This is a genomic window from Olivibacter sitiensis DSM 17696 (genome assembly GCF_000427965.1).
GTDB classification, from domain to species: Bacteria; Bacteroidota; Bacteroidia; order Sphingobacteriales; family Sphingobacteriaceae; genus Olivibacter; species Olivibacter sitiensis.
In genome coordinates, this window is sequence record NZ_ATZA01000011.1 from 97063 (window position 1) to 122814 (window position 25752).

Here is a 25752-nt window from a genome sequence, read left to right on the forward strand (position 1 = left end):
CTTGTGTGTACACAATACACAAAGTCATTGTAGTAGTAATGATGTAGTATTTTAAGCGGTTTACACTTGCATGAGATAGTCGCTCAGGTTTTGGTCTGTATGTAAATTGAGCTTTTTACGCAATCTGTAGCGGCGTATTTCCACGCCGCGGGTAGTAATGTTGAGCAGAGATGCTACTTCCTTACTGGACATATTCATGCGCAGATAGGCGCATAACTTGAGGTCATTTGGTAGGAGTTGCGGAAAATCCGTTTTAAGTTTTTTGAAAAAATTGCCGTGCGCCTCATTGAAACTTTCTTCAAACATGATCCAATCACGCTCATCACTTCGGGCATCTTCAATAATCTTGTTTATTTTCCTAAGATGCTCATTGGAAAGCTTCCTACCCTCCTCATCTTTAAGGTGCATCAGCTCTTCATGAATATTGTTCAGCAATTCATTTTTATAGACAATGTTCATGGAAGAATTGGCCAGTTCCCTATTTTTGATGGCTAGCTCCCTTTCGAGCTGCTCGTTTCGGAACTTCGCCTCCCTTTTCTCGGCTTCGACCTGCTTTTGCAACATCACCTGCCTTTGCTCTTCTTCCAGTTTTTGCTTTAGGGCCAATTGATGTTTATCGAGCTTGTGCATATACCATTTTCTAATAAATAGGCCGAGCAAAATGAGCAGCAGACAGTAAATACAATAAGCCAAACCTGTACGGTACCAAGGGGGTAAAATCTCTAAATGCAGCGTGCTTTCCTTGGAAAGCAGCCCATTTGCATTCTTTGCCCGAATTACTAGTTGATATACACCTACCGGTAGATTAGCCAATTCCCGTTGTGCTTGTCCCTGCCATGTAGACCAGGTGTCATTGTAACCAATCACCTTGTACTGATATACCATAGGAGATTGAGCATAAAAGGGTATAGCATAGCTTATCAAGATATTGTTGTGCCTATTGCTTATCTTTACAATACTATCGGTCAAAAAAGCGTAGGCTTTCGGTATACTGTCACCAATATACTCTACCCTATTGATCTGAGGCTTCAGAGATGAAAAATAGTTTCTATCTGCATTGCCTGCCTCTCTGTAAATCGCAAAACCATCGTCCAGGCTAATGATGGAAAAATCGTGGCCGTAGGTATTTATATTCTCATAATAAGCCATGATTCTACTTTCAAGTGGCCTAAGAGAGGTCGAGTCTATGGCGATCCTGCCACCACTGGCAAAAGAAACCTTGGCAATTTTTCCTTTTCTTACAAACCAATAATTCCCTCCCCCTGCGGGAATCACCTTGTTACTGCTAGCAAAAGTTCCCAGAATCTTATTCAGTGAAGTATAGTCCGAAAAGCGATTACTAATATCGTCATACAGGTAAAAACCCTTTTCGGTAGCAAAAATCGGCCTACCCTCCAGCCCGAATACATTGATGTACAAACTCTTTGGCAACCCACTGCCTTCGTCATACTTCTCCTTGTGCAATACCTGACTAAAAGCGCTATCTACCTGTAATTTATACAATCCTTTGAAACTACTTGCCCAAATGGTAGTCCCGGACAATTGAATAAATTGGGCTGGGGCTTGATACCCTTCCAGTACATGTGCAAATTGCCAACCCCTGGCATTTTTTCTATACGTGGTCAAATTTGTGTATGTCCCTTGTATCAGGAGTGAATCATTGAAAGTAGTTTTGGCCATCATATAGCCACCCGTCTCCTTCGAAATCAAAACGGCCTTATTTCCCTCGATTCGGAAAGTACCCGAATTATGCCCGCAAAGTAGCTCACCATCCACGACCGAAAGATCCCACACCTGTCCTTGTGTATGGGGAATAAGTTGAAAGTCAAAATCGCTTCCTGCCATACTGCTCTCCCATGCACTTACATATAGCCCTTGGTTAGTGCCTACATAGATGGCACCATTGTACAAACAGGTTGTATATACCGTGCCCAGGTTATTGTTGTTGTTGGCATAATATGATAGCGGAGACTGCACCTCGATGCGGTCTATTCCATTGTCTAGCCCCAGCCACACGCTCCCCTGCATGTCCGTGCCCAGGCTAAGCACGGAATTGTTCTGTAAACCATTGTTCTTATTGATGTGTTGAATGAGCTTGCCGCCATCGTCAATTATAAACACCCCGTCTAGTATAGTACCAAACACAAAATATCCTGCATCAAGCTTCAATCCATTGTTGAGCTGCGCCATCTGCAACTTTTCGTTTGCCTCATTATGCCACGGAAATAACCCCTTGTCTGTCAAGAGGTAAAGCCCCCTCCTTGAAGTCCCTACGAGGTAATTCTCCCCAAAGGGAAGGATGGACATGATATGGGAGTCCCCTATCAATTCCTTTCCTTTCACAGGCAACAGTTTATTGTCTCCATTCAATCGATGCAGCCCTTCTCCTATCACCTCGATGAAATAATCCCCATTGGTCTTTAACAAAAAGAGGAAAGGTCTGTGGGCCGAAAGAACACGTATTTTTCCATCCTCATAGACATATATGGTGGAAAAAGACTGAAAGAAAACGCGATCGCCATCCACATAGATTTTCCAGACCTCATCGTCCACGGCATGTTGACCTTTCAGGTGTCTGCTCAAAGAGGTATAGCTATATTTGCCGAAGCTATTTTTCTCCCAAAAACCAAACTCGGCATGGGCTCCTGCATATACCCTACCATCGGGAGCGATGGCAATGCTACGCACGATCTTATTGCCCGGCATATAGTAGGTATGCCAAAAAGCACCGTCATAATGCAGAAGTCCCGCGTTGTTGCCAAAGAACATCTCGCCGTTCGGGGCACATGCAGTGGACCAATTCTGGTTTTCGGCTTTGTAAACCGCCTTAGTGTAATTCTGCAATAATGGGGTGCCCTGCTGAGGCAAAGCGTACGAACACATTCCCATATGTGTACATAGCCAAGAAAGAAAAAGCGAGAAAAAATGTGTCTTAGCAAAGCGCATCATAAAAAAAGTCCTATACTTTGGGTTTTCAAAGATAGGACTTTTTTATATGTGGAGGCTTACAGCTAGGCCTCGCTATTTGAAGTAAATTTTTTATGCTTACGCTTGCTCAGGTTTACTGCCTGGGGCACTTTTACGTAATACCCCGTTCCATCGTATGGGCGTTTGCGTGGATGTCCCTTGCATGCCTCGGAACAGCAACCTTCCATTTCCCAGCCGCATTCATCGCACTGCGTAAAATGTTCGTTGCATTCTGGATTAGCGCAATTGATCATCTTTGCCGTCACCTTACCACAGTTGAAGCATCTGGAAACCACCGTCGGGTTTACATGGTTTACTTCCACAGCTACACGATTATCAAAAACATAGCATTTGCCTTCGAAGTCCTTCCCCCCTACTTCTTTACCATATTTGATGATGCCTCCATGTAACTGATAAACATTATTGAACCCTTCTTTCAACAACAAGGCAGATGCCTTTTCGCATTTGATGCCTCCAGTACAGTAGGTCAATATCTTCTTGTCTTTATACTTGGCCAGCTCATTGATCTTTTTTGGGAAATCACGAAAATTTTCGATGTCCAAAGTCACGGCATTCTTAAAATGCCCCAATTTATGCTCATAATCTGAGCGGACGTCCAACACCACTACGTCGTCTTGGTCTTTCATCTCCAAAAACTCCTTGGCCTCCAAGTGCTTTCCCGTTTCCTTATTGGGGTCTATCACCTTTGGGTCGCGAAGACCGGAATGCACGATCTCAGGCTTATAACGACAGTGCATCTTGATAAAGGAAGGCTCGTCTACCTCATCGATCTTGAAGTCGGTTTTCGCAAATCGATGGTCGGCATGAATGGCATCCATATAAGCCTTGCAAGCCTCCTTGGTGCCCGATACCGTTCCATTCAGCCCTTCATCGGCCACAATGATACGACCTACTAAGCCCAGTGATTTACAAAATTCCAAATGTTGGTTGGCAAATTCTTCCGCGTCGTCGATAGGGCTGTAACAATAGTACAGCAATGTCTGATATGTCTTCATATGTCATTGATACCGCTGCAAACGGCGTTTAATGTTAAAATTTTGCGGCAAAGATACGACTTATGGGACAATTAAGTAAATGATCCTCGTCACAATAGAGGTTGGGTTGTTTGACATTGATCATTTCAGTCCGTAACTTCTTTATCCTTGCTTTGCTTGCGAAAGAGCGGAGGTTTGAGATAAATTCGTTTTTTAATTTTTAATTTTGTCTTTTTACTTTTTCACATGATCGATCTCTTTAGGAAGTTTACACCAGCCAATTTGTTTTTCTTGACAGGAATAGGATTTATCCTCTGTTTGGCTGCCTTGCTCAAGCTTCCTGAATATTACCATCCAACCCTTTTCGAACCAGCAATAACAGATTTCGTAGGCATCTTGACCCACGTGCAGCTGACTCCACTTACCAACGTGCTCATCACGCTCGCCATTACTATTATACAAGCGCTATTACTCAACGCTGTAGTAAATAAGTATAATATACTGGGCAACAGCACTTTTCTTCCTGCACTAATGTACGTTACCAATGCGAGTCTACTTCTCCCTTTTTTGGCTTTGACACCCACCTTAATATGTAACTTTCTGTTAATATGGATGCTAGACAAAGCTTTGAATATTTATCATTCTGGAAGCGCGCTGGCAGCAATATTCGACATGGGCATGATCGTCGCCGTGGGCAGCCTAATCTATTTCCCTTTCCTGGCGATGTTTCCCTCATTATGGATCGCATTAATCCTATTCAGACCTTTCAATTGGCGAGAATGGGTCGCCAGCATCATTGGCTTTCTCACCATCTATTTTCTTCTGGGTATTATATACTTTTGGCACGACAAGATGGCAGATTTCTATACTATTTGGTCTCCGTTGAAGCAGCCATTCCCCATAGAACTAAAATTCAATATCGATCATTACGACTACCTCGTTTTGATTCCACTCGTATTGATATTACTCCTGTTTCTCAATTCATTGCGGGAGAATTTCTTTAAAAGCATCGTGCACGTAAGGAAAGCATTCCAATTACTTTTTTTTATGCTATTATTGTCAATACTATCAATCGCATTAAAGGATGATTATCCAGACTATCATTTCATACTCAGCTTAATACCTATCTCCATATACATGGCCTATTATTTCGATCATGCAAAAATAAAGTGGTTATATGAAAGTATGTACCTCTTGTTACTTATAAGTATACTTTATTTTCAGTTCTTTTAAACTTTATAACCCATGTGTTTAACCTTTTTTAACAAAATGAGATACCAAAGCCCACAAAAAATAAATAGCTTTGCTGACTAATTTATTATTGCATAATTAATTGGCATAGCGTTCTCGTAAGAACATTTTTCTTTGCCTTGTATTTTACGTCCCAAGTCTCAAAACTGAGCAATAGATATTGACATATATATAGAAATGGATTATCCGTTAAAAAAATACTTATTATCCTTCATATTAATAGGTTGGTGCATCAATGCAATCTCACAAACGAATAGCAGCTCCCCTTACTCTCAATACGGCTTGGGCCTTTATCGGGGCGATGTTTTACCTCAATATCGTGCTTTGGGAGGGGTTACGACGGGCATACGCGGACTAAATACCTACTCTAGCAATATTAACTTGGCAAATCCCGCCTCCTACTCTTCCGTTGGCATAACGGTCATGGATGCTGGCATCTACATGAATAGGACTATTCTTAATAGGGATGGTGTAAGTGAAAGCAGTGGAAATTTTGCTTTAAGCCATTTGGCTTTTGCTATTCCTGTCGTAAAAAGATCGGCACTTAGTTTTGGTTTATTGCCCTATACAGACATGGGGTACGCCTATGCTCAACGGGAGACCATTGCTGGTGATACCACGTTGATGAACAAAGTCTATTCTGGAGAGGGTGGTCTCAACAAAGCCTACTTTGGCTACGGCATTCAGATAGGCAAGTATTTTAGCGTCGGCGCTAATGTGTCTTACATCTTTGGCCAGCTTAGCAATATCCAAGGAATAGAGCTCCCCAATACGATAGGCGCCCTGAACACGCGTCTTGAAAATAAGCGTGAGGTACACGGCTTGAGTTATGATTTGGGAGCGCAATTCCACATCAATCTCAACGAAAAAACCGAATTTACACTGGGCTATACCAACAACCTCGGCCAGAATCTTAGGGCTACACCAACGTATGCAGAGGTAAGGATAGAACAAAGTAGTAATAGCGTAGTAGACACTATTAGTTATTCTGAAGGGAATCGCTACGACATTAAGATGCCACAAAGGCATAGTTTAGGTTTCAGTGTCAATAAGTTCAACAAATTGATCATTGCAGGCGATGTGAGGTATGCCAACTGGTCAGCATACAGAGAAGGGAATACAAATCCAAACTTCCAAAATGCCTATGGAGCCTCGCTTGGCTTTCAGATCACTCCGAACTTCAACTCTACCCGCTACCTTCAAGTTGTGGATTACCGCATAGGCTTGCGCTACGACAAAACCTACATGAAGATACGCGATCAAGACATAAACGACATGGCTGTCTCCGCAGGTTTAGGATTGCCCATCGTCTCCAGCAACCCGAGTGCCATTTACCGCATCAATCTCTCGGCAGAGTACGGCCAACGGGGCAAAGCAAGTGGAGGCCTCGTGAAAGACAATTATTTCAATTTCAACATTGCCTTTATGCTCAATGACCGCTGGTTCCAAAGGTACAGATATGACTAAGGCATTTAAACATATTGATTTTTTCAAAAAAAGCATCCTTATCAACAAAAGGATGCTTTTGCCATTAGTAGCCATGGCAGCCTTGCTGCTATCAGCCTGCGAAAATGACCTAAAGGAAATCCAAAGAGTCTCTTCTCTCAGTGAAACCCCTCAGGATATCTCTTTAGGGGTGGAGCTTATTTATAGCGATTCCGCTATGGTAAAAGCAAAATTAATATCGTCAAAAATGATACAGCATGGAGATACGAGCAAATTTTACGAGTTTCCAGACGACATTTTAGTTATTTTCTACAATGAGAAACAGCAAGAAGACCGCAGGGTAACATCAAAATATGGCATATATAGAGAGAAAGAACAGCTTGTGGAATTACGCAACAATGTAGTGGCAACCATGGCCGATGGGACGGTTTTCAAATCAGAGGAATTGTACTGGGACGATGGTCGTAGGATATTTTACAACACATTACCGCTCACCATTACCTCTCCAAATGGGGATATAGTAGAGGGCACTTCCTTCGAATCTGACGAAAACTTCAAAAACCGGAAGATCATGAACATGACCTCTACCTATCAGCTTAAGGATAATGAAGGCATATAAAGGTCTTCAGAAACACGAAGCTTGCATTTGCTTAAGAGAAAAGTAAATAAGTTTATATTTTTTTTCCAAAAGTTGTATCTTGCGCCCTCATTTAAAATAGGCGCTTTACGCACATTGCGCTCTTTAAATTTTTTACTTTTAAATTTTTACTTATCAAGTAGTATAGGACATGGGATTGATGACCTTTTTGCGCAACAAGGCTGGAATAATAATTGTAGCCGTCATAGGCATAGCGCTTGTTGCATTTCTGTTGGGAGAAGTTTTTCGCTCGGGGGCTCCCTTATGGGCCTCTAGGCAAAACGAAGTGGGTAGAATTGACGGCGAACCCATTTCATATGCCGAGTTTAACGGCCAAGTGGAAATGGCCACCAACAATATGCGCCAACAAATGGGGGGGCAATTGAACCCTCAAATGGCATCATATGCCGTTGAACAAGCTTGGCAACAAAACCTACAACGCGTTTTGTACAATCAAGAAATAGAACGAGTAGGTCTCAACGTGGGGAAAAACGAACTGAACGACATGGTTTCGGGGAAAAACCCCGATCCAATGATAGTGCAAAACTTTGCCAATCCGCAAACTGGCGAGTTGGACAGGGCGCAATTAACACAGTTTCTTGCCAATGTAAGCAATGAACCCGCAAACAGCGCACTTAGCGACCAATGGGGCAACTTTCTCCTAATGCTAAAGGAAAACAGGCTCATTCAAAAATACAATGGCCTAGTTCAAAATTGCCTATACGTCACCTCACTTGAAGCGGGTGAGGATTATAGCCAAAGAAATAAGATTGCCAATTTCAGTTATGTATTGCTCGACTATGCTTCTATCCCAGATAAGGATATCAAATTGAGCGATGGCGATTTCAAGGAATACTTCAATGAACACAAAAAAGCCTTCTATAACAATTCAGAATTGCGTTCATTTGATTTTGTAGTGCTCAATGCCGCCCCAACAGCGCAGGATACCGCTGCTACACTCGAAATAGTCACCAAATTGGGTGAAGAACTAGCACAATCTACAAACGATTCTTTGTTTGCTTCTAGCAATTCACAGACTAAATATCCTTTTAATTATATCAAAAAAGGCACACTGAATCCGGCATTGGACTCACTGGTGTTTTCGGCGCCCAAAGGAACTATCGTAGGACCGGTATATAGCAATGGCCTTTACGAAGTGGCGAAAGTAGTCGATGTACGTAATTCGCCAGACTCCGTTACTGCCCGCCATATCCTACTCAATGCGGCTGCCGAAGGCGGTACCGACAAAGCTAAAGCCAAGGCAGACTCCATAGCCAATCTAGTAAGAGGCGGAGCCAATTTTGCTGCTCTTGCTGTAGAGTTTAGCACAGATGGTTCAAAAAATAATGGAGGAGAACTGGGTACTTTTCCAAGAGGAAGAATGGTACCTGAATTTGAGAATGCCGTATTTGACGCGAAGCCAGGTGATGTCTTGGTGGTGACCTCTCAATTTGGCGTACACGTCATCAAAGTGGATGCCCAAAGCGGGATGTCAAAAGTGGTCAAGGCAGCCATTGTAGATAAAGCAGTGCAAAGCAGCAAAGCCACTACTGATGCAGCCTATAAAAAAGCTTCCAATTTCTTTGGGTCCATTTCGTCGAAAACATTTGGAGAAGAGGCTAAAAAGAATGGGCTTGAAGTATTGCATGCTACCAACATCAGTCCTATGCAAGCTTACATACCTGGACTAGAATCCTCTCCAAGAGAATTGATACGCTGGGCATACAAAGCAGATAAGGGCGATCTTTCCGACAAAATCTATGAATTGGACAACCAGTATGTTGTAGCTATTTTGACAGATATTAAACCAAAGGGCCAGTTGACTTGGCAACAGGTGAGAAACGAGATACAGCCAGATGTATTGAAGTTCGTAAAAGCAAAACAGTTGAAACAGAAAGCCGAAGACGCACTCAAAGGTTCTCAGAATATCAACCAAGTAGCACAAAAGTTGAAATCCGATGCAGTGCCAGTAAACAATATCGTAATGGCCAACCCCGTAATTCCTGGTCTGGCGCAAGAGAACGCTGTGGTGGGTACAGTATTCGGCCTACAACCAAAGAAATTGTCCAAAGCGGTGGAAGGGAACCAAGGAGTATACGTAGTAGAACTAACGTCCTTTGAAAATCCAGCTGCCCCTGGCAATTTAGATCGCCAGAAAGCACAAGCTGCACAAGGACTTGCACAAAGAGCCAGTAACTTGGTTTTCCGCGCCCTAATGGAGAAAACGGAAATTGAAGACAATAGGGTGAAATTCTATTAAGATAGTTTGCATACCTTTGTATCCGGATGTGGGATTAAACCTTCATCCGGATTTTTTGTTTTATAGACTATGGAGATTCAGGAAAACATTATAAACAAGGTCGCAAATAGTGGCTTGGTTACGTTTGATCTGGCAAGCTTGAAAAATAAACTTCCTATAGTAACTTATGATATAAAGGAAAATTTGTTTCAAGGGCTCATTTTGAGAGAGAAAGACTTTAGGGAATTCCTGAAGAACAATGATTGGTCGGCATATGAAGGAAAAATAGTGCTACTGCATTGCTCTGTCGATGCCATTGTACCCACTTGGGCCTATATGCTTCTAGCAAATAAACTGCAGCCCTTTGCGGCCGACGTTATCTTTGGCGATAGTGTATATGTGGACAACTTACTTTTTGACAGGGCATTAGATGGCATGGACTATGAACAATTTAGAGATCAACGCGTGGTAGTAAAAGGTTGCGGGGACATCAAGATTCCAGAATCTGCCTTTGTTCGTTTTACTATGGAGCTAAGCAAGGTGGCCAAAAGCATCATGTACGGGGAGCCCTGCTCCACAGTACCTATTTTTAAAAGGAAAACCTAACGGTTTTAACGGAGGCAAAACATGCTGAAAAAGATAAATATCCTGATTGCGCTATTGCTAACAACAACGTTGAACGGGTTTGCACAAAATCTTGCTCACTTGGAAGAAGCGGTATTTACACCAGGAGAAGAGCTCGACTATAAATTGAAATACGGTTTTTTAGCGGCTGCAGATGGAAAGCTAAGCGTAGAAAAAACAGACAAGACATTCAACGGTCAACCCAGCTATCATCTTGTAGCAAAGGGAAAAACGACAAGTGGATTCAGTATTTTCTATAAAGTGGACGACCGCTATGACTCCTATATAGACAAACGCTCTTTTCTCCCCTACTACTTCAAAGAAACCATTCGAGAAGGAAAGTACCGACGCAATAGCACCATTTGGTTTGATCAAAACACAAAAAAAATAGTTGCAGATAGGGATGGTGACACAAAACACCATGCGGCCAAAGGCACGCAGACTTTCGATCTACTATCCTGCTATTACTTCTCCAGAATGATCGACACGAACAACCTCAAAGTTGGTCAAACCTTTTCCATGATTTATTTCCTAAAAGACGAATCCAAAGAACTTAAGGTCACCTATGCAGGTAAAGAGGTAATCAAAACAAAACTTGGGAAAATAAGGTGTTTGAAATTTAATCCTGAAATTGACCCTGGACGCATTTTTAAGAAAGACAGCAAATTATATCTTTGGGTTACCGATGATGGAAATCGTATCCCTGTTAAAGCAGAGGTAGACATCCTCATCGGAAGCATTAGCATGGAGCTCTATAGCGCCAAGGGATTGAAATATGCTTTACAAACGGAATAATCAAAAACATGTCTTTTTGTCCGAACATGGACAAAAAGACACAAACAATAATCTATCATGATGTTGGAAATAGGGACCGTTTTGGTTCAAGAAGAGTTGATTAAGGAAAATTTCGTCTGCAATCTTCATCATTGCAAAGGAGCCTGTTGCGTAGAAGGTGACTCCGGCGCCCCTTTGAATGCTGATGAAATTCAGGTTTTAAAGGAAATATATCCAAAAGTAAAGCCTTTTATGACAGAAAAGGGTATCCAAGCCATTGAGGAACAAGGAACCCACGTAGTAGACATGGACGGTGACCTCACCACCCCCTGTGTAGATGGGAACAAAGAATGTGCTTACGTGACCTGGGAAGGAGACATTACAAAATGTGCCATTGAAAAAGCCTATGAGCAAGGCGCCATTCATTGGAAAAAACCGATTTCCTGCCACCTTTATCCTATCCGCATCACAGCCTATCCAGAGTTTGACGTTTTGCATTACGACCGTTGGCACATCTGCCATGCTGCTTGCACCCTAGGCAATGAGTTAAAAGTTCCGGTTTATAGCTTTTTAAAGGACCCTTTGATACGGAAATACGGCGAGAACTGGTACAATGAGCTAGAAGAAGCGGCAGCGCAAGAAAACGTTTAACATTATTTAACAAGAAAGCAAGCTTATTGGCTTGACTTGATAGTAGTTTTGGTATTACTTTTGAATTGTTACGAAATACGAAACTATTGCCTGGCCATGGACGTCAACCAATTAATGATAATAAGCTGGTCCAGCATGAGATTTCTACAAGGATTAACAATTAAAAAGAATAATAGATAATGAGAAAACTAGGATTGACCGTATTTGCCGCTGCTTTAATAGGCGGGGGCGTGGCTATCGGTGGCTACAAGTTGCTTGAAGACAAGCAAAAAAATCAACTTACTTTTGAAGAACGCCAACAAATGCATTTGGCAAGCAACCCATCTGGACTGGTGTCATCTGCTGGTGAGGTAGACTTCACACAAGCAGCGGCAGCTGTTGCACCTGCCGTAGTGCACATTAAAACTACATACGAAGGAAAAGGCAGCAGTGGTAGGGATCCCTTCCAAGACATGTTTGAAGAATTCTTCGGTGCTCCAAGAAGCCAAAGACAACGGAGAGCCCAGCCTGCTACCGCATCTGGTTCCGGTGTCATTATTTCCGCAGACGGCTATATCATCACCAACAACCACGTGGTAGAAGATGCCGACAAGATTTCGGTGGAAATGACCAATAAGAAAGTTTTTGATGCTAAAGTAATTGGCCGCGACCCCAACACCGATTTAGCATTGATCAAAATCAACGCCACTGGCTTACCCATCGTTAAATTGGGCGATTCAGACAATGTACAAATCGGCGAGTGGGTTCTGGCGGTGGGATATCCACTTGGCTTGCAATCTACCGTAACAGCTGGTATCGTTAGTGCCAAAGGACAGAATTTGGGTATTCTAAGCCAACAACAACAGCAACAACAGGGTTTTGGACAATCAGATGAAATCCCAGTGAGCTCGGCTATTGAATCCTATATCCAAACGGATGCTGCTATCAATAAAGGGAATAGTGGGGGTGCTCTGGTAAACGCCAAGGGTGAACTGATAGGCATCAATGCCGCCTTGGCTTCGCCTACAGGCTATTACACGGGATATGGATACGCTATTCCAGTCAACTTAGCCAAGAAGATTGCCGATGACTTCGTGAAATTCGGCACCGTGAAACGTGGATTTGTTGGGGTTACATTTACCGAACTAGACGCAGCAAAAGCGAAGGAACTGAATGTCTCCGAAATAAATGGTTTGTACGTTCAGGATATAGTTCCCAAAGGAGGTGCTGCCGATGCTGGAATCCAAAAGGGAGATGTCATTACAAAAGTAGATGGCAAGGATATCTATTCTAGCTCGGATCTGCAGGAAACGGTGGGTAGGATGCGCCCAGGCGATAAGGTAAAACTCACTTATAGCCGCGCTGGTAAAGAAAAGGATGTCACTGTTACCTTGAAAGAAAACGAAAGCGCTAGCAGTTCATCAAAAGAAGAAAGTGCCGCTAAACGTTCCGGTACGGAAATATACAACAAGCTAGGAGCGGGGTTTGTTCCAGTGACAGATGCACAAAAGAAAAAACTAGGAATAGAGTCTGGTGTGGTCGTGTCCGAAGTACGCAGGGGCGGCTGGTTTGAATATTATGGTGTATCGCGTGGTCTAGTCATCACGCACGTAAATGGAAAAGCCGTTAATAATGTAGACCAAGTAGAATCTGCCCTTGGGGAAAGTAAAAACAACATCGTCAAGCTTCAGGGAATAGACCCAGAAGGTGGACGATTCTCAACAAGCTTCCCAGTGCAATAAGGAGCGAAGTCCGATTTAAATAAAAAATTGGCGCAAAAAATCCTTTCGATTAATTTCGAAAGGCTTTTTTCGTTTACATACCCACCCCAAACCTTAGAATAGTTCTAAATTGTTTAAAGCCTTTGATTTTATATGTCATTTCTAAATCAAATAAATAGATTTGTTTACCAATAAAAAATAATTAACAAAGAGAGATGAGTAGTTTTAAAGAAGCATTTAGCTCCACATTGGGGAAGAAGCTGGTCATGAGCCTAACAGGACTTTTCCTGTGTACGTTTCTGATAGTTCACCTGATTGGTAATTTGCAACTGTTTAAGAATGATGAGGGATTTGCGTTCAACCAGTATGCCTATTTTATGACGCATTTTGGCCCGATTAAAATTGTTTCGTACTTACTGTATGCTTCCATTATTATCCACGCGCTTTATGCATTGATTTTGACTTTACACAACAAAAAAGCCAGGCCCATCCCATACGACCAAAAACCGGGCAACAAGAATGCTGCCTGGAACTCGAGGAACATGGGAATACTAGGCACCGTGCTGTTGGTCTTTATTGCTACCCATATGGCCAATTTTTGGTGGAAGTTTCATAACGATCAGGTGCCGTACATCCAATACGAGACCAATATCGAAACAGGGCAAATAAGCGCCATTGAAATGCCTGCCGAAGAATTTACAGATTATAAGGAATTTTCGCAAGACGGTGTAGAGTATGTGCAAGCAAGAGACCTGTACAAACAGGTTGAATTTGCCTTTGAGAATCCGATTCTGGTAGCTTTCTACGTATTGGCTATGGTAGCGCTATCCTTTCACCTGATACACGGATTTAAGAGCGCTTTTCAGTCCCTAGGATTTGACAATAAGAAATGGATACCGCTCGTCAAGTTTCTGGGCATATATGTATTTGGCGTCATCATACCGATTGGCTTTGCCGCTATGCCGCTCTATTTCTTTTTTAAATAGCAATCAATTTCATGGTGAACTCACTTGGAAAAGAAAAATAATTTTAAGATGATCTTAGATTCAAAAATACCAGAAGGGCCATTGGCCGAAAAATGGTCCAGACATAAATTCAATTTGAAGCTGGTAAACCCAGCAAACAAACGCAAGTTTACCATCATTGTAGTAGGCACTGGCCTCGCAGGAGCATCAGCTGCTGCATCATTGGCAGAGCTAGGCTATAATGTAAAGACATTCTGCTATCAAGATAGTCCAAGAAGGGCACACTCCATAGCAGCACAAGGGGGTATCAATGCGGCCAAGAATTACCAAAATGATGGTGACAGCGTTTTTCGTCTTTTTTATGACACCATAAAAGGCGGTGACTACCGTGCCCGTGAGGCCAACGTATATCGTCTTGCTGAAGTATCGGTAAACATTATCGACCAATGTGTGGCACAAGGCGTGCCTTTTGCACGTGAATACGGTGGATTATTGGACAATCGCTCCTTTGGTGGAGCCCAAGTATCGCGTACATTTTATGCCCGTGGACAAACGGGACAACAATTGCTCCTAGGCGCATATTCTGCCTTAAACAGACAGATTCATGCCGGCAAAGTCACTTCCTATACCAGGCACGAAATGCTCGACGTGGTGATGATAGATGGCCATGCCAAGGGTATCATTACTCGCGACTTGAAAACAGGAGCCATTGAATCGCATGAGGGCCATGCTGTACTATTGTGTACCGGAGGATATGGAAATGTATTTTTCTTGTCCACCAATGCCATGGGATGCAACGTAACCGCTGCATGGCGTGCGCACAAACGCGGCGCTTACTTCGCCAATCCCTGCTATACGCAAATCCACCCTACATGTATTCCCGTTACCGGCGATCATCAATCGAAATTGACATTGATGTCCGAGTCGCTGCGTAACGATGGCCGCGTATGGGTTCCCAAAACCAAGGAAATAGCCGAAAAGCTCCGCAAGGGACAAATCAAGATCAGTGACATCAAAGAGGAAGATAGAGACTACTTCCTAGAGAGAAAATATCCTTCGTTCGGCAACCTGGTTCCTCGTGATGTGGCTTCGCGTAATGCTAAGCAAATGGCAGATGAGGGTCGTGGTGTCGGAGCAACTGGACTTGCCGTGTTCCTCGATTTCGCAGATGCGATAAAACGTTTGGGCGAAGACACCGTAAGAGCAAAATATGGCAACCTCTTCGACATGTACTATCAGATTACGGACGAGAATCCTTATAAGCAGCCGATGCGTATTTACCCCGCCGTCCACTATACAATGGGCGGTCTTTGGGTTGATTATAACCTAATGACCAGCATTCCAGGCCTATATGCCTTGGGCGAGTGTAATTTCTCAGATCACGGAGCTAACCGCTTGGGTGCTTCGGCTCTGATGCAAGGATTGGCAGACGGTTATTTTGTGATTCCCTATACTGTAGGTGACTACTTAACAAGCTTAGGCTTTAAGCCAGTGGACAAGAGCAATCCTGCCTTTGAACAAACTCGCCTAGAAGTGGAAGAAAACGTCAACAAACTGCTCAGCCTAAAGGGATCAAAAACGGTAGACGACATACACAAGAAATTGGGACACATCATGTGGGAATATTGCGGTATGGCACGTAATGAAGAGGGACTAATGAAAGCAAAAGGTCTCATACAGGAGCTCAAAAAGGAATTTTGGAACGACGTGACCGTTCTTGGAGAAAACGAAGAGCTCAACCTTTCACTAGAAAAAGCTGGTCGAGTAGCTGATTTCATAGAGCTAGGTGAACTAATGGTAGATGACGCCTTAAATCGTCGCGAATCATGTGGTGGCCATTTCCGTGAGGAAAGTGCTACAGCAGACGGCGAAGCAAAACGTGATGACGAGCACTATGCCTATGTGGCCGCTTGGGAATACACTGGCGACAATCAGCCAGAAGTACTGCATAAAGAGCCATTGGTATTTGAGAATGTTAAATTGACACAAAGGAGTTACAAATAATTATAAAGCCTTCATTTTTTTTCGATCAATGAAGGCCTGTATAAACAATATACTGAAAAATCATGAGTGAAACCACTATGAATCTGACGCTAAAGATATGGCGTCAGAAAAATCAGAACGAAAAAGGCCGCTTTGTTACCATAGAAGCTAAAGGTATTTCTACGGATATGTCTTTCTTAGAGATGCTCGATGTAGTGAATGAAGACTTGACCCGCAAAGGAGAAGATCCTATCTATTTCGATCACGACTGTCGCGAAGGCATCTGTGGCATGTGCTCCTTATACATCAATGGCCAGCCACATGGTCCTAAACATGGCACCACCACTTGCCAATTGCACATGCGTTCATTCCACGATGGACAGACCATCGTAATAGAACCATGGAGAGCTGCTGCATTTCCAGTATTGAAAGACTTAGCGGTAGATCGTACCGCTTTTGACAGAATTCAACAAGCCGGAGGCTATGTTTCTGTCAATACCGGTGGTGTTCCCGATGCCAACTGCTTGCCTATCCCCAAAGTGAAAGCCGATGAGGCGTTCGAATCGGCAACGTGTATCGGTTGTGGCGCCTGCGTGGCTGCCTGTAAAAATGCTTCTGCCATGCTATTCGTGTCTGCCAAGATTTCACAATATGCGTTATTGCCACAAGGACAAGCAGAACGCTGGTCGCGAGCACAAGCAATGGTGGAACAAATGGATGCCGAAGGTTTTGGTGCCTGTACGGTAACAAAAGCCTGCGAGGCTGAATGCCCTGTAGGCATTAAGCTAACAAATATCGCACGTATGAATCGCGATTATTTCAATGCTAAATTCTTCAAGGAAGAAACCGTACATCACTAGTAGCAAAACAACTAGCTAAACTAAACTAAAAAGGGGGACTAACATGCACATGTATAGTCCCCCTTTAGCTTAATGGTTTTCCCAAACCTACTTTCCAATAACAGCTGTTTCGAGCTTGTTTTCCTCCTTTGCTTTTTCGAGGTTGAGACGGATAGGTAAGGAATAGGAGACCCTTACTGGCTTACCTTTATGAAGTCCCGGTTTCCATTCCCCTCCAAGCTGTAGTACCCGCAGCGCTTCTTGGCCTGTGCCATATTTTAAATCTCTTAACACCTTTAAATTAGACAGCGTCCCGTCTTTTTCTATCACGAATTGTACAATAACACTTCCTTTTACCCCAGCTTTCTTTGCTTCTTCAGGATACTTGTAGTTTGCGCCTATGAACTGAAAAAAAGACCTAAGGCTACCACCGGGAGGCATGGGCTGTATCTCTATATCCTTATAGTCCACCTCCCCTTGGCTATTACTTCCAGTAGATGCTGGAATGGTATCCCTTCTATGCGCAGCCACCGAATTCGTCGCACTAGCATAACCGACCACAGTCACTTCATTTAAAACTTTGTATCCCGATAAATTTGGGACCGGAATAGCGAAAGCGTCTTTACTCGTCGCCCTCTTCGGATCGGGTACCAACGTTACTTTTATACGTAGCAGATGCTTGCCTTCTGGAGCAGAAGAAGCTACTTCCTTTTTACTCAACAACCTCATCCCCACTTCACCAAGTCCATCTCCGGGATCATTCAAAAGCCGGAGTTCGGTGATCGTGCTAGCCGATTTCGTGAAGGCAATGTCCACATAGCCCATGGTTTCTCTCGCCCGGGCTTGCTGGGCGTAATTGAAATTACTCCCCACAAGTTTCAGGAAATCCTTTTCATCCGAACCCCCATTTTCTTCGATACCGGCATCCAGTATTTGCTCGATGCGACTAGGCATTCTTGCCGAGGTAAACAATGCCAAGCAAAGGGTAATAGGCAATACTAGGGCGTATTTATAAGCCGAATGCTTGGTTGACCTGTGCTGAAACAGCATTTTGATTCTGCTTTTCATAAGATTCTTTTGTTTAAAGTGATTGATCAGGTTATTATTCATCCCCATAAACGACTGATGTAGTAACATCTCGGCATAGTGCACTTTTTGTTTATGATTATGGCATACGATTTCATCGGCTATGTATTCATGGTTTAATTTTATCTCCCTTTTTATTAGGTAAAAGAAGGGATTGAACCAGTTGAAAACATGCAAACATTCCATTAACATGATATCCAAAGAATGGAACTGGGTAGCATGGGCCTTTTCATGAGCTTCTATATAAGCTATGCCATGTTGGTCTTTATCTATCCTAATCTGTTTGAAGAAAGAAAATGCCTGTCCAGACAGGATCGGTCTTTTTAAGCTATGCCTCAAATGATAAAATCTGTAACATAACCAAAGGAAATGAATAATCATGCCTAGAACATACACATATTCCCATATAGTCAGTTTACTCCAAAAGTCATCCCTTGCCCAAACATCCTGTGCTAGGGAGCCAACCAATGCTTCATCCAAGGTAAATCGGGCTTCCGTAATAAATGTCTGGGAGTAGTGGTCATTTATCCATTCCATGGGGAAAAGCGGGATGATAAAAGATAGTACCGTTGTCCCCAATAGGTATGCCCTATTCACTTGGAAAAAAGTTTCCTTGCGCAAAAGGAAATAATAAAAAACAAAAAAGGCGACTAGTGCTATATTTGCTAAAAACAGGTATTGCATGGCTACGCTCGTTTTTGGTGAGATAATTACTTTTCTTTCTTGGCCTTCTCAATGAGCTTCATCAATTCGTCGGCGTCCCTCAGGTCCAACTTTCTTTCTTCCAGAAAGAAGGAAAGCATATTACTTGCCGAATTGTTGAAATAACCCTGAAGCAATTTTCCGGTAGCGAACTCCTTATACTCATCCTTGCTTACCAAGGGGTAGTATCTGTGACTTTTGGCGAAAGCTTCATGCCCCACAAAACCCTTATTCTCCAAGATTCTGACAATGGTAGACACCGTATTGTAGGCGGGTTTTGGCTCTGGAAGCAATTCGATAATGTCCTTGACAAAAGCTTTCTCGAGCTTCCATAATTCCTGCATAATTTGTTCTTCGGCCTTCGTTAACTCTTTCATTACTTATAAATTATTGATATATAAATACAAACATATAACTAAATATTTAGTTTTAAAAATTTTTCACAAAAAAAAGTCGCCCCATCAATGAGGCGACTTCCTGTTCTATCAAACAAAAAAACTATTCTTTCGCCGGTAATGGCTTTCTAGGTAGTTTATCGGCTCTTTGTGCCGTATTGTAGACAAACGCCGCAATAATCGTAGCGGCCTGTTTCAAGTCGTCGTCTATAAGACGATCGTAGGTATCTTGGTTGGTATGGTGCGTACGGGTACCATATGCCAAGGGATCCTGAATGAACTGAAAACCCGGAATACCCACGCCATCGAACGCCACATGGTCTGTAGACCCTGTATTTCTCAATGTCACTGCTGTGGCTTCCAAATCTGCAAAAGGCGCGAGATAATCTTTAAATATAGGAACAACCGCCTTGTTCATTTGAGCGTAAATACCACGTATCTTGCCTGCGCCATTATCTAGGTTATAATAGGCAGAAATCTTTTCCTGTTCTGGTTTCAGTGCACTATCCAATGTGCCAAAATGATTCTTTACATAATTTCTGGAACCGTGCAAGCCCTGTTCTTCCGAGCTCCAAAGCGCGATACGTATCGTCCTTTTAGGCTTCAGCCCACTGGCTTTCAATATCCGGATAGCTTCCATCATTACTGCTGAGCCGGCAGCATTATCTGTGGCCCCAGTAGCACCATGCCACGAATCAAGATGACCACCCAACATCACTATTTCCTCTTTGAGCTTGGGATCCGAACCTGGCAATTCGGCGATAACATTGTAGCCTTTAATATCATCTACCAGAAAAGAGGTTTTCAATTCCGCTTCCACCACAACGGGAACACCTTCTTTTACCATACGAAGTATACGTAAATAATCTTCTGGAGAGACCTCGAAGCTGGGAACCGTAGTGGCAGCATCTACCGCATAAGGTTCACCGTTGCTAGTGAATACGGTACCGTAGGATCCTGCACGCGCATTTCTGCTCAATACAAGAGACACCTGCTCTTCTTTCAGAAACTCGGCCAAACGCTGCGCAAAGGCCCTGCTCTCCTGCCGCGCCTTCATCATCGAATCCCTTCGTGCTGGACTCATGTCACCTGGCCCCATTGGTCCACGCTGTATTCCGCCATCCGGATCAAAATCGGCCATCTCCTTAAGTTGTTCCTCGGTATAGCGCTTTTGGTCCGCGTCAAAAGATTGGCTTATTGGCTCATCTTGGTTTGTCATGACGATCTTACCCGCCAGCTTCCCCTTGTATTGCGCTAGGTCGCCTACTTTATTAGCGCTGATGACGATCACATTTCCGCTTACTAGGCCATTAGTGCTGGTTGACCAGGCTTTTGGCACAGCAATCATAGCATTGTAATAGGGGGCTTTAAGTGCCAGATAGCTTTTTTCCACCACCCAACCTCGTCCAAAATCGCCCCAAGGCTCCAATGCCACATTACTCAGTCCATAGGACTTTAGCTCCTTTACAGCCCATTCTTGGGCACGCTTCAAACCAGGTGAGTTGGAAAGCCTGGGCCCAGACATATCAGTGAGATAAAGGGCCGTATGCATTACTTTTGAGTCTTCGAAGCCAATTTGACGGATTTTGTCAATGGCCGATAGGTCTATTTTTTCCTGCGCCTTAAGGGCAGGTACTACACTAAGACTAATGAAAGATAAAGAGAGTAAGAAATTTTTCATATTTTACAATTAAATATGAACAAACTTAGCTTAATCTACTCCTTTTTCCGCATTAATAATCAAAAATTGTTGTTACAATTAACGATTTGACGAGCAATTACCAGAAGAAAATTGTCTTGGCTTGAAAAACGCTTGGAATTTCCCACTTTGGAAATTCAGGATTCATTTTTACGCTCACGCTATTACCCTCAGTTGGAAAGCCGGCCAAACAAATAGCCGTAAAAAGAAAGGGCAGCAATAAAAGTATAAATGGCGATGTCATTTTGTTGGCTTTTGTTTTCATAACGCATTCATTTAAGAGGTAAACAATTCACACAACAAAGGAACAATTTACTAAGTAATGCATAAAAAGTTTTAGACTAACTAGCGAATTTCCTAGACAAACACCCCACCATCTGTTGATATATAAGGTTCGGGAGTTTGTCGACAATAAATACTCGTTTATCGATAACGTACAACAAATTGGATACCGTTGCCTATATTTGTTCCATGATAAAAAGAGAACATATCCTCTATCATGTGTTGGTTTGGGGGCTTTTGATGGCCTTATTATATTTTTCCAACGGACACAAAACTTCTCCAGGATATGACTTGATCTTCTTCATAATCACCATCATCAACATAGCCACATTCTACGCCTCTTATTTTTTAGTTACACCCTATTTTATCGGCCTCAAGAAGGTGCTCACCGGCTTAATGCGATTGGCGCTCGTGCTCCTAATCAGTATATCAGTCAAATTTGTACTTGCCCTTTTGGATTTTGACACTGTCGCTCCTCCCGAGCTTCAAATCAGCAGGCTACAATATCTTGGTTCGGCCTTTATAATGAGTTCGGTTTATATTTTCGCCGGCTATGCCTTTCGCTTGGTCATGAATTCGGTAAAGTTGGAGCAAACGAGAAAAAACCTGGAAAATGAAAAACTGAATGCAGAACTCGCGTTTCTCAAGTCTCAAATCAACCCGCATTTTCTGTTCAATTCGCTCAACAATATTTATTCGCTAGCATATCAAAAGTCGGACAAGGCTCCCGAGGCAATATTGAAGCTGTCGGAAATTATGCGTTATATGCTCTATGAAAGCAATGTAGAAAAAGTAGCCCTGGAAGATGAGATCAGTTACCTTGAAAGCTATATAGACCTGCAAAAGCTACGCGTAAAGGAACACGTTTACCTAGAACTTACAATAAATGTGGACAATTTCCAGCACAGGGTAATGCCCATGTTGTTAATCTCTTTTCTGGAAAACGTCTTCAAGCATGGCATCACAACCGACGAGGAAAACCCCATACGCATTTTAGTAGAAGTGCAGCATGGCCGCCTGCATTTCAAAGCCCAGAACAAGAAAAGTAAGCTGAACAAAGATAAAACGGGCGGCATTGGCATGACCAATCTTAAAAGACGCTTAGAGTTGGGCTATCCAGGCAAGCATAGCCTTAGCCTAAAAGAAAATGGAGATTATTACAGTAGCGAATTATTCGTATATTTATAAGTGAAAAACCAGTACGACCATGATTAGATGCTTAGTGGTAGACGATGAGCCCTTGGCTCTGGATATCTTAGAAGACTATATTAAAAAAATCCCGGAGTTGTCCTTGGTCGGTACAACTACCAATGCCATAGAAGCATTAGGGATGGTACAGCAAGGCGACGTAGACCTTGTGTTTCTAGATGTGCAGATGCCCGAACTAACCGGCATTCAATTTCTTAAGATTATAAATGGAAAATGTGACGTGATTCTCTGCACAGCTTACCCGCAATATGCGTTAGAGGGTTATGAACTGGACGTGTCAGATTACCTGCTAAAGCCCATTGCATTTGATCGCTTTTACAAGGCGGTATACAAGATCGTTACGAGAAGGACGGCATTGCCCGTTCCCACGGCCATATCTTCCGAAGTAGCGGGGCCTGTTCCGCAGAAGCAAGACTATATCTTCGTGAAGACAGAACATAAAATACAACGTATAGATTTAGAAGATATCCACTATATAGAAGGCCTCAAGGATTATATTTCCATTTTTACGGGCACTGATCGCATCATAACCTTACAGAATATGAAGCGCATGGAAGAGTCACTGCCAGAAAATCGTTTCATCAGGGTACATAAATCATACATTATAGCGCTCGATAAAATTGTCAGCATAGAACGTTCGAGAATAGCCCTCAAGGACAAGGTCATACCCATAGGAGAAACCTATAAAGACGCCTTTTATCAACGCATAGGAGAAAAAAACAATTAGTTATCGCGTTCCGAAGAATGCGCCAATAATGGGGATTTCTTACCAATATACCTATATGTCCCCTCCCCTTTCAATATTTGCGTGTAGCTAGCTGTCGGATTTTTCAATATTGTATACGCTTTTCGTAGCGCCTCATCATCTTTTACCGCCAGCTCCATTCTTCCCTTTTGGAAATAATAGCGCGACACTATTTCATTGGCAAGTAGTGGTGCGATTTCATCCTTGTACAAATACAAGTCTCCCTTCAAATCCTTATTCAGCTTCTCTGTAAGTGCCTGAATTTCGGGTTGGGTCAACTCCCATTTTTTTTCGTTTTTCAGGGCCTTCCCAAGCTGGTACAACAAACTATCCGATGTCGATTTATAATCAAAATCACTGTGCAGTACAAATTGCACAAACTGTTCGTAAATAATGCTATCCAGCTTAAAGTTCTCCAGCTTGCCAATAGATTTATGTTTATTCCTAAACTGCGTTGCAAAATCGAAAAGAAGGTATTCTTCTACCAAAGCCTGAGACAGGTCACTGTAATTATTCGATTCTACTTCCACGTCGGGACAAATACCGCTTCCGTCGTAGACAAATCTTCCATTGCTGGTCAGGTATTCATGCTTTGCACTCTCTTTTCCTTTTTGTCGCTCCCCTTTATCGTAATCAATGGCCTGTATACATCGTCCGGAAGGCGTGTAATACTTTGCCACAGTCACCTTCACCATATTGTCATAGGGCAATTGAAAAGTTTGTTGCACCAATCCTTTTCCAAAACTTTGATTACCGATAACCACAGCCCGATCTAAATCTTGCAGTGCTCCAGCAACAATTTCGGCCGCAGAAGCCGATCTCCCATTGACCAATACGATCAAGGGCACATCAGGAATTAATGCCTCGGAAGTAGTTTGGTAAACAATCTGTTTACGGTTATTTTTTCCTTTCTGAGTAACTACCTTTCTTCCTTTTTCCACAAATAGATTCACGATCTTCACCGACTCTTGTAGAATCCCTCCACCATTGTTCCTTAAGTCCAACACAAGCCCCTGAAGCTTCCCAGTAGACAAAAAGCCTTCAATGGTATTTGCCACTTCATCCGCAGCGTTTTCTAAAAAGCGATCTAATTTAATATAACCAATGTGGCCTTCCATTTTTTTGCTGAAGCTCACATTTGGCTGGGTAATTTCCTGCCGAACAATATTCTTCACAATATGCTCATTATGCCCAGATCTATCTATTTCAAGCCTAAGTGACGAGCCTACAGGCCCTTTCAATAAATTGCTGATTTCGGTACCACTCAAGCGTTGTACATCTATGCTATCCACTTTAATGAGCCTGTCCCCAGCACGCAGGCCAGATTTCTCGGCAGGAAAGCCTTCATATGGTTCACTTATATAGGTTTTCCCACCTTTAGACAAAATAACCGCCCCCAATCCTGCATATTGTGCATTGATATATTTAATCTTGAAATCTTCTATTTCCGACGAAGGAATAAATTGGGTATAAGGATCGAGCTCTCCCAACATCGCATCAATCCCTTTACGCATTATTTTTTCATCATCAAACTCCCCTACATAATTTTGCGTTACCTGTTTATACAATATGGCAAATACCTCTACCTGCTTGCCCAGATCAAGTATTCCGCTCTTGAAAGAATAACCAGTAAGTACCAGAGCCATTATCACGGCAAAGGGCAGGACGTAGTGTTTTATGCTAGATTTCATGGGCAATAAAGATGTTATTGTACGTAAAAACAAATGGTAAACATTGAAATATACACACCGTATTGATTAACGAAGTTAAAATTAACCAATAAAATTCAAATAATAAAACGAGATTCACATTCTCATCTACATTAGGATAAAATATAGAAATTTGGGTACAATTTTTGTGCTTTTTGACGCTGTTCATCGAACAGGAAATTGATTTAACGAATTTTAATAGCATGAAAAAAATTATTCTATCCATTGCCGTATTGATAGCCGGCGCCAGTTTTGCACAAGCGCAACTTTTGCCTTCTTTTCAGTTCGGATTGAAGGGAGGATTGAACTTCTCCAAGTTATCGGAAGATGGCCGTTTGCTCAATTCCAGTACCCGTACAGGCTATCAAGCCGGCGTGTATGCACGAGTGGGCGCTGCAGGCATTCATTTCCAACCCGAGCTTTATGTAACCGGAAAATCAAGCGAAGCTACATTCAACAATGATGGCAATGAAGTGACCGCCAATGTTACCTTTACCAGCTTGGATCTCCCCTTGTTAATAGGCACTCGAATCGGATTGGGACCTTTGGGCTTTCGTGTTCAGGCAGGGCCTGTCGTTTCTTTCATGTTAGATAAGGGCATCGGCAGCGCCTTGAGCAACGTGGTAACTCCTAGCAACTATAAGAATCAGGCTATTGGGATTACAGGCGGCATCGGCGCGGATGTCAGCAAGTTGCGGGTCGACCTACGCTACGAACACGGACTGAGTGACCTAAGTAAAGATGGCTCAGAATCACAAAAACTGAGCTTGTGGACATTAGGCATTGGTTATAGATTGTTTTAAAAACCCGGTAAAAATAAAAGGCTACCCTCGCGGTAGCCTTTTATCAGATAC

At 42.7% G+C, this 25752-nt stretch carries 21 protein-coding genes; 14 read left to right on the forward strand and 7 right to left on the reverse strand.

Annotated elements, in window-relative coordinates; all coding sequences use genetic code 11:
* Positions 1–60 precede the first annotated feature (60 nt).
* Together A37S_RS0108025 and trhO are read right to left on the reverse strand one after the other, a co-directional pair.
* Positions 61–2889 carry a helix-turn-helix and ligand-binding sensor domain-containing protein gene (locus tag A37S_RS0108025; protein ID WP_169719461.1) on the reverse strand — a complete coding sequence of 943 codons (2829 nt, stop codon included), beginning with the start codon at positions 2887–2889 and terminating at the stop codon, positions 61–63.
* Positions 2890–3011: 122 nt separating this feature from the next.
* A complete protein-coding gene (gene trhO, locus A37S_RS0108030; protein WP_028296546.1) occupies positions 3012–3983 on the reverse strand; it encodes an oxygen-dependent tRNA uridine(34) hydroxylase TrhO in 972 nt (323 codons plus the stop codon).
* A gap of 225 nt (positions 3984–4208) precedes the next feature.
* On the opposite strand from trhO, the gene A37S_RS0108035 reads away from it, so the two are divergent.
* From A37S_RS0108035 to A37S_RS0108085, 11 genes are all read left to right on the forward strand, one after another.
* Entirely contained in the window at positions 4209–5195 is a 987-nt protein-coding gene (locus A37S_RS0108035) for a DUF6427 family protein (RefSeq protein ID WP_028296547.1), read from the forward strand.
* A gap of 195 nt (positions 5196–5390) precedes the next feature.
* Positions 5391–6680, forward strand: a complete 1290-nt coding sequence (gene bamG / locus A37S_RS0108040; RefSeq protein WP_028296548.1) for a BamG family beta-barrel-assembly machinery protein — start codon at positions 5391–5393, stop codon at positions 6678–6680.
* A complete protein-coding gene (gene lptC, locus A37S_RS0108045; RefSeq protein ID WP_169719462.1) occupies positions 6673–7278 on the forward strand; it encodes an LPS export ABC transporter periplasmic protein LptC in 606 nt (201 codons plus the stop codon). The genes bamG and lptC overlap by 8 nt, the downstream gene beginning before the upstream one ends.
* A gap of 169 nt (positions 7279–7447) precedes the next feature.
* Positions 7448–9556, forward strand: coding sequence for a peptidylprolyl isomerase (locus tag A37S_RS0108050; protein ID WP_028296550.1), 2109 nt, complete (start codon positions 7448–7450; stop codon positions 9554–9556).
* A 69-nt stretch (positions 9557–9625) separates the two neighbouring features.
* On the forward strand, positions 9626–10141 hold the full coding sequence (locus A37S_RS0108055) for a DUF2480 family protein (protein ID WP_028296551.1): 516 nt from the start codon (positions 9626–9628) through the stop codon (positions 10139–10141).
* Positions 10142–10162: 21 nt separating this feature from the next.
* Positions 10163–10954: a DUF3108 domain-containing protein gene (locus A37S_RS0108060; protein WP_157278503.1), complete on the forward strand. Its 792-nt coding sequence runs from the start codon at positions 10163–10165 to the stop codon at positions 10952–10954.
* Positions 10955–11014: 60 nt separating this feature from the next.
* Complete coding sequence (locus tag A37S_RS0108065) at positions 11015–11584, forward strand: DUF3109 family protein (protein WP_028296553.1); 570 nt, start codon at positions 11015–11017, stop codon at positions 11582–11584.
* Between the two features lie 179 nt (positions 11585–11763).
* Positions 11764–13305, forward strand: a complete 1542-nt coding sequence (locus A37S_RS0108070; RefSeq protein ID WP_028296554.1) for a Do family serine endopeptidase — start codon at positions 11764–11766, stop codon at positions 13303–13305.
* A 194-nt stretch (positions 13306–13499) separates the two neighbouring features.
* A complete protein-coding gene (locus A37S_RS0108075; RefSeq protein WP_028296555.1) occupies positions 13500–14270 on the forward strand; it encodes a succinate dehydrogenase cytochrome b subunit in 771 nt (256 codons plus the stop codon).
* 48 nt (positions 14271–14318) lie between these two features.
* Positions 14319–16253, forward strand: a complete 1935-nt coding sequence (locus A37S_RS0108080; RefSeq protein ID WP_028296556.1) for a fumarate reductase/succinate dehydrogenase flavoprotein subunit — start codon at positions 14319–14321, stop codon at positions 16251–16253.
* Positions 16254–16315: 62 nt separating this feature from the next.
* Positions 16316–17092 (forward strand): succinate dehydrogenase/fumarate reductase iron-sulfur subunit, encoded by a 777-nt coding sequence (locus tag A37S_RS0108085; RefSeq protein WP_211229742.1) that lies wholly within the window; start codon positions 16316–16318, stop codon positions 17090–17092.
* 87 nt (positions 17093–17179) lie between these two features.
* On the opposite strand, the gene A37S_RS26165 is transcribed toward A37S_RS0108085, so the two are convergent.
* The 4 genes from A37S_RS26165 to A37S_RS27055 form a co-directional block, all read right to left on the reverse strand.
* Complete coding sequence (locus tag A37S_RS26165; RefSeq protein WP_028296558.1) at positions 17180–18841, reverse strand: M56 family metallopeptidase; 1662 nt, start codon at positions 18839–18841, stop codon at positions 17180–17182.
* Positions 18842–18867: 26 nt separating this feature from the next.
* Positions 18868–19236 (reverse strand): BlaI/MecI/CopY family transcriptional regulator, encoded by a 369-nt coding sequence (locus tag A37S_RS0108095; protein ID WP_028296559.1) that lies wholly within the window; start codon positions 19234–19236, stop codon positions 18868–18870.
* Positions 19237–19357: 121 nt separating this feature from the next.
* Complete coding sequence (locus A37S_RS0108100) at positions 19358–20935, reverse strand: M20/M25/M40 family metallo-hydrolase (RefSeq protein WP_028296560.1); 1578 nt, start codon at positions 20933–20935, stop codon at positions 19358–19360.
* 97 nt (positions 20936–21032) lie between these two features.
* Positions 21033–21218, reverse strand: coding sequence for a hypothetical protein (locus A37S_RS27055; protein WP_157278505.1), 186 nt, complete (start codon positions 21216–21218; stop codon positions 21033–21035).
* 206 nt (positions 21219–21424) lie between these two features.
* On the opposite strand from A37S_RS27055, the gene A37S_RS0108110 reads away from it, so the two are divergent.
* Complete coding sequence (locus A37S_RS0108110; RefSeq protein ID WP_028296561.1) at positions 21425–22423, forward strand: sensor histidine kinase; 999 nt, start codon at positions 21425–21427, stop codon at positions 22421–22423.
* Between the two features lie 19 nt (positions 22424–22442).
* The gene (locus A37S_RS0108115) at positions 22443–23171 is read left to right on the forward strand and encodes a LytR/AlgR family response regulator transcription factor (protein ID WP_028296562.1); all 729 of its coding nucleotides are present in this window, start codon (positions 22443–22445) and stop codon (positions 23169–23171) included.
* Here A37S_RS0108115 and A37S_RS0108120 read toward each other — a convergent pair.
* The gene (locus A37S_RS0108120; RefSeq protein ID WP_051292850.1) at positions 23168–24880 is read right to left on the reverse strand and encodes a S41 family peptidase; all 1713 of its coding nucleotides are present in this window, start codon (positions 24878–24880) and stop codon (positions 23168–23170) included. The two genes, A37S_RS0108115 and A37S_RS0108120, sit on opposite strands and share 4 nt — an antisense overlap.
* Positions 24881–25101: 221 nt before the next feature.
* Here A37S_RS0108120 and A37S_RS0108125 point away from each other — a divergent pair, with 221 nt between their 5' ends.
* Positions 25102–25701 carry a porin family protein gene (locus A37S_RS0108125; RefSeq protein ID WP_028296564.1) on the forward strand — a complete coding sequence of 200 codons (600 nt, stop codon included), beginning with the start codon at positions 25102–25104 and terminating at the stop codon, positions 25699–25701.
* Positions 25702–25752 lie beyond the last annotated feature (51 nt).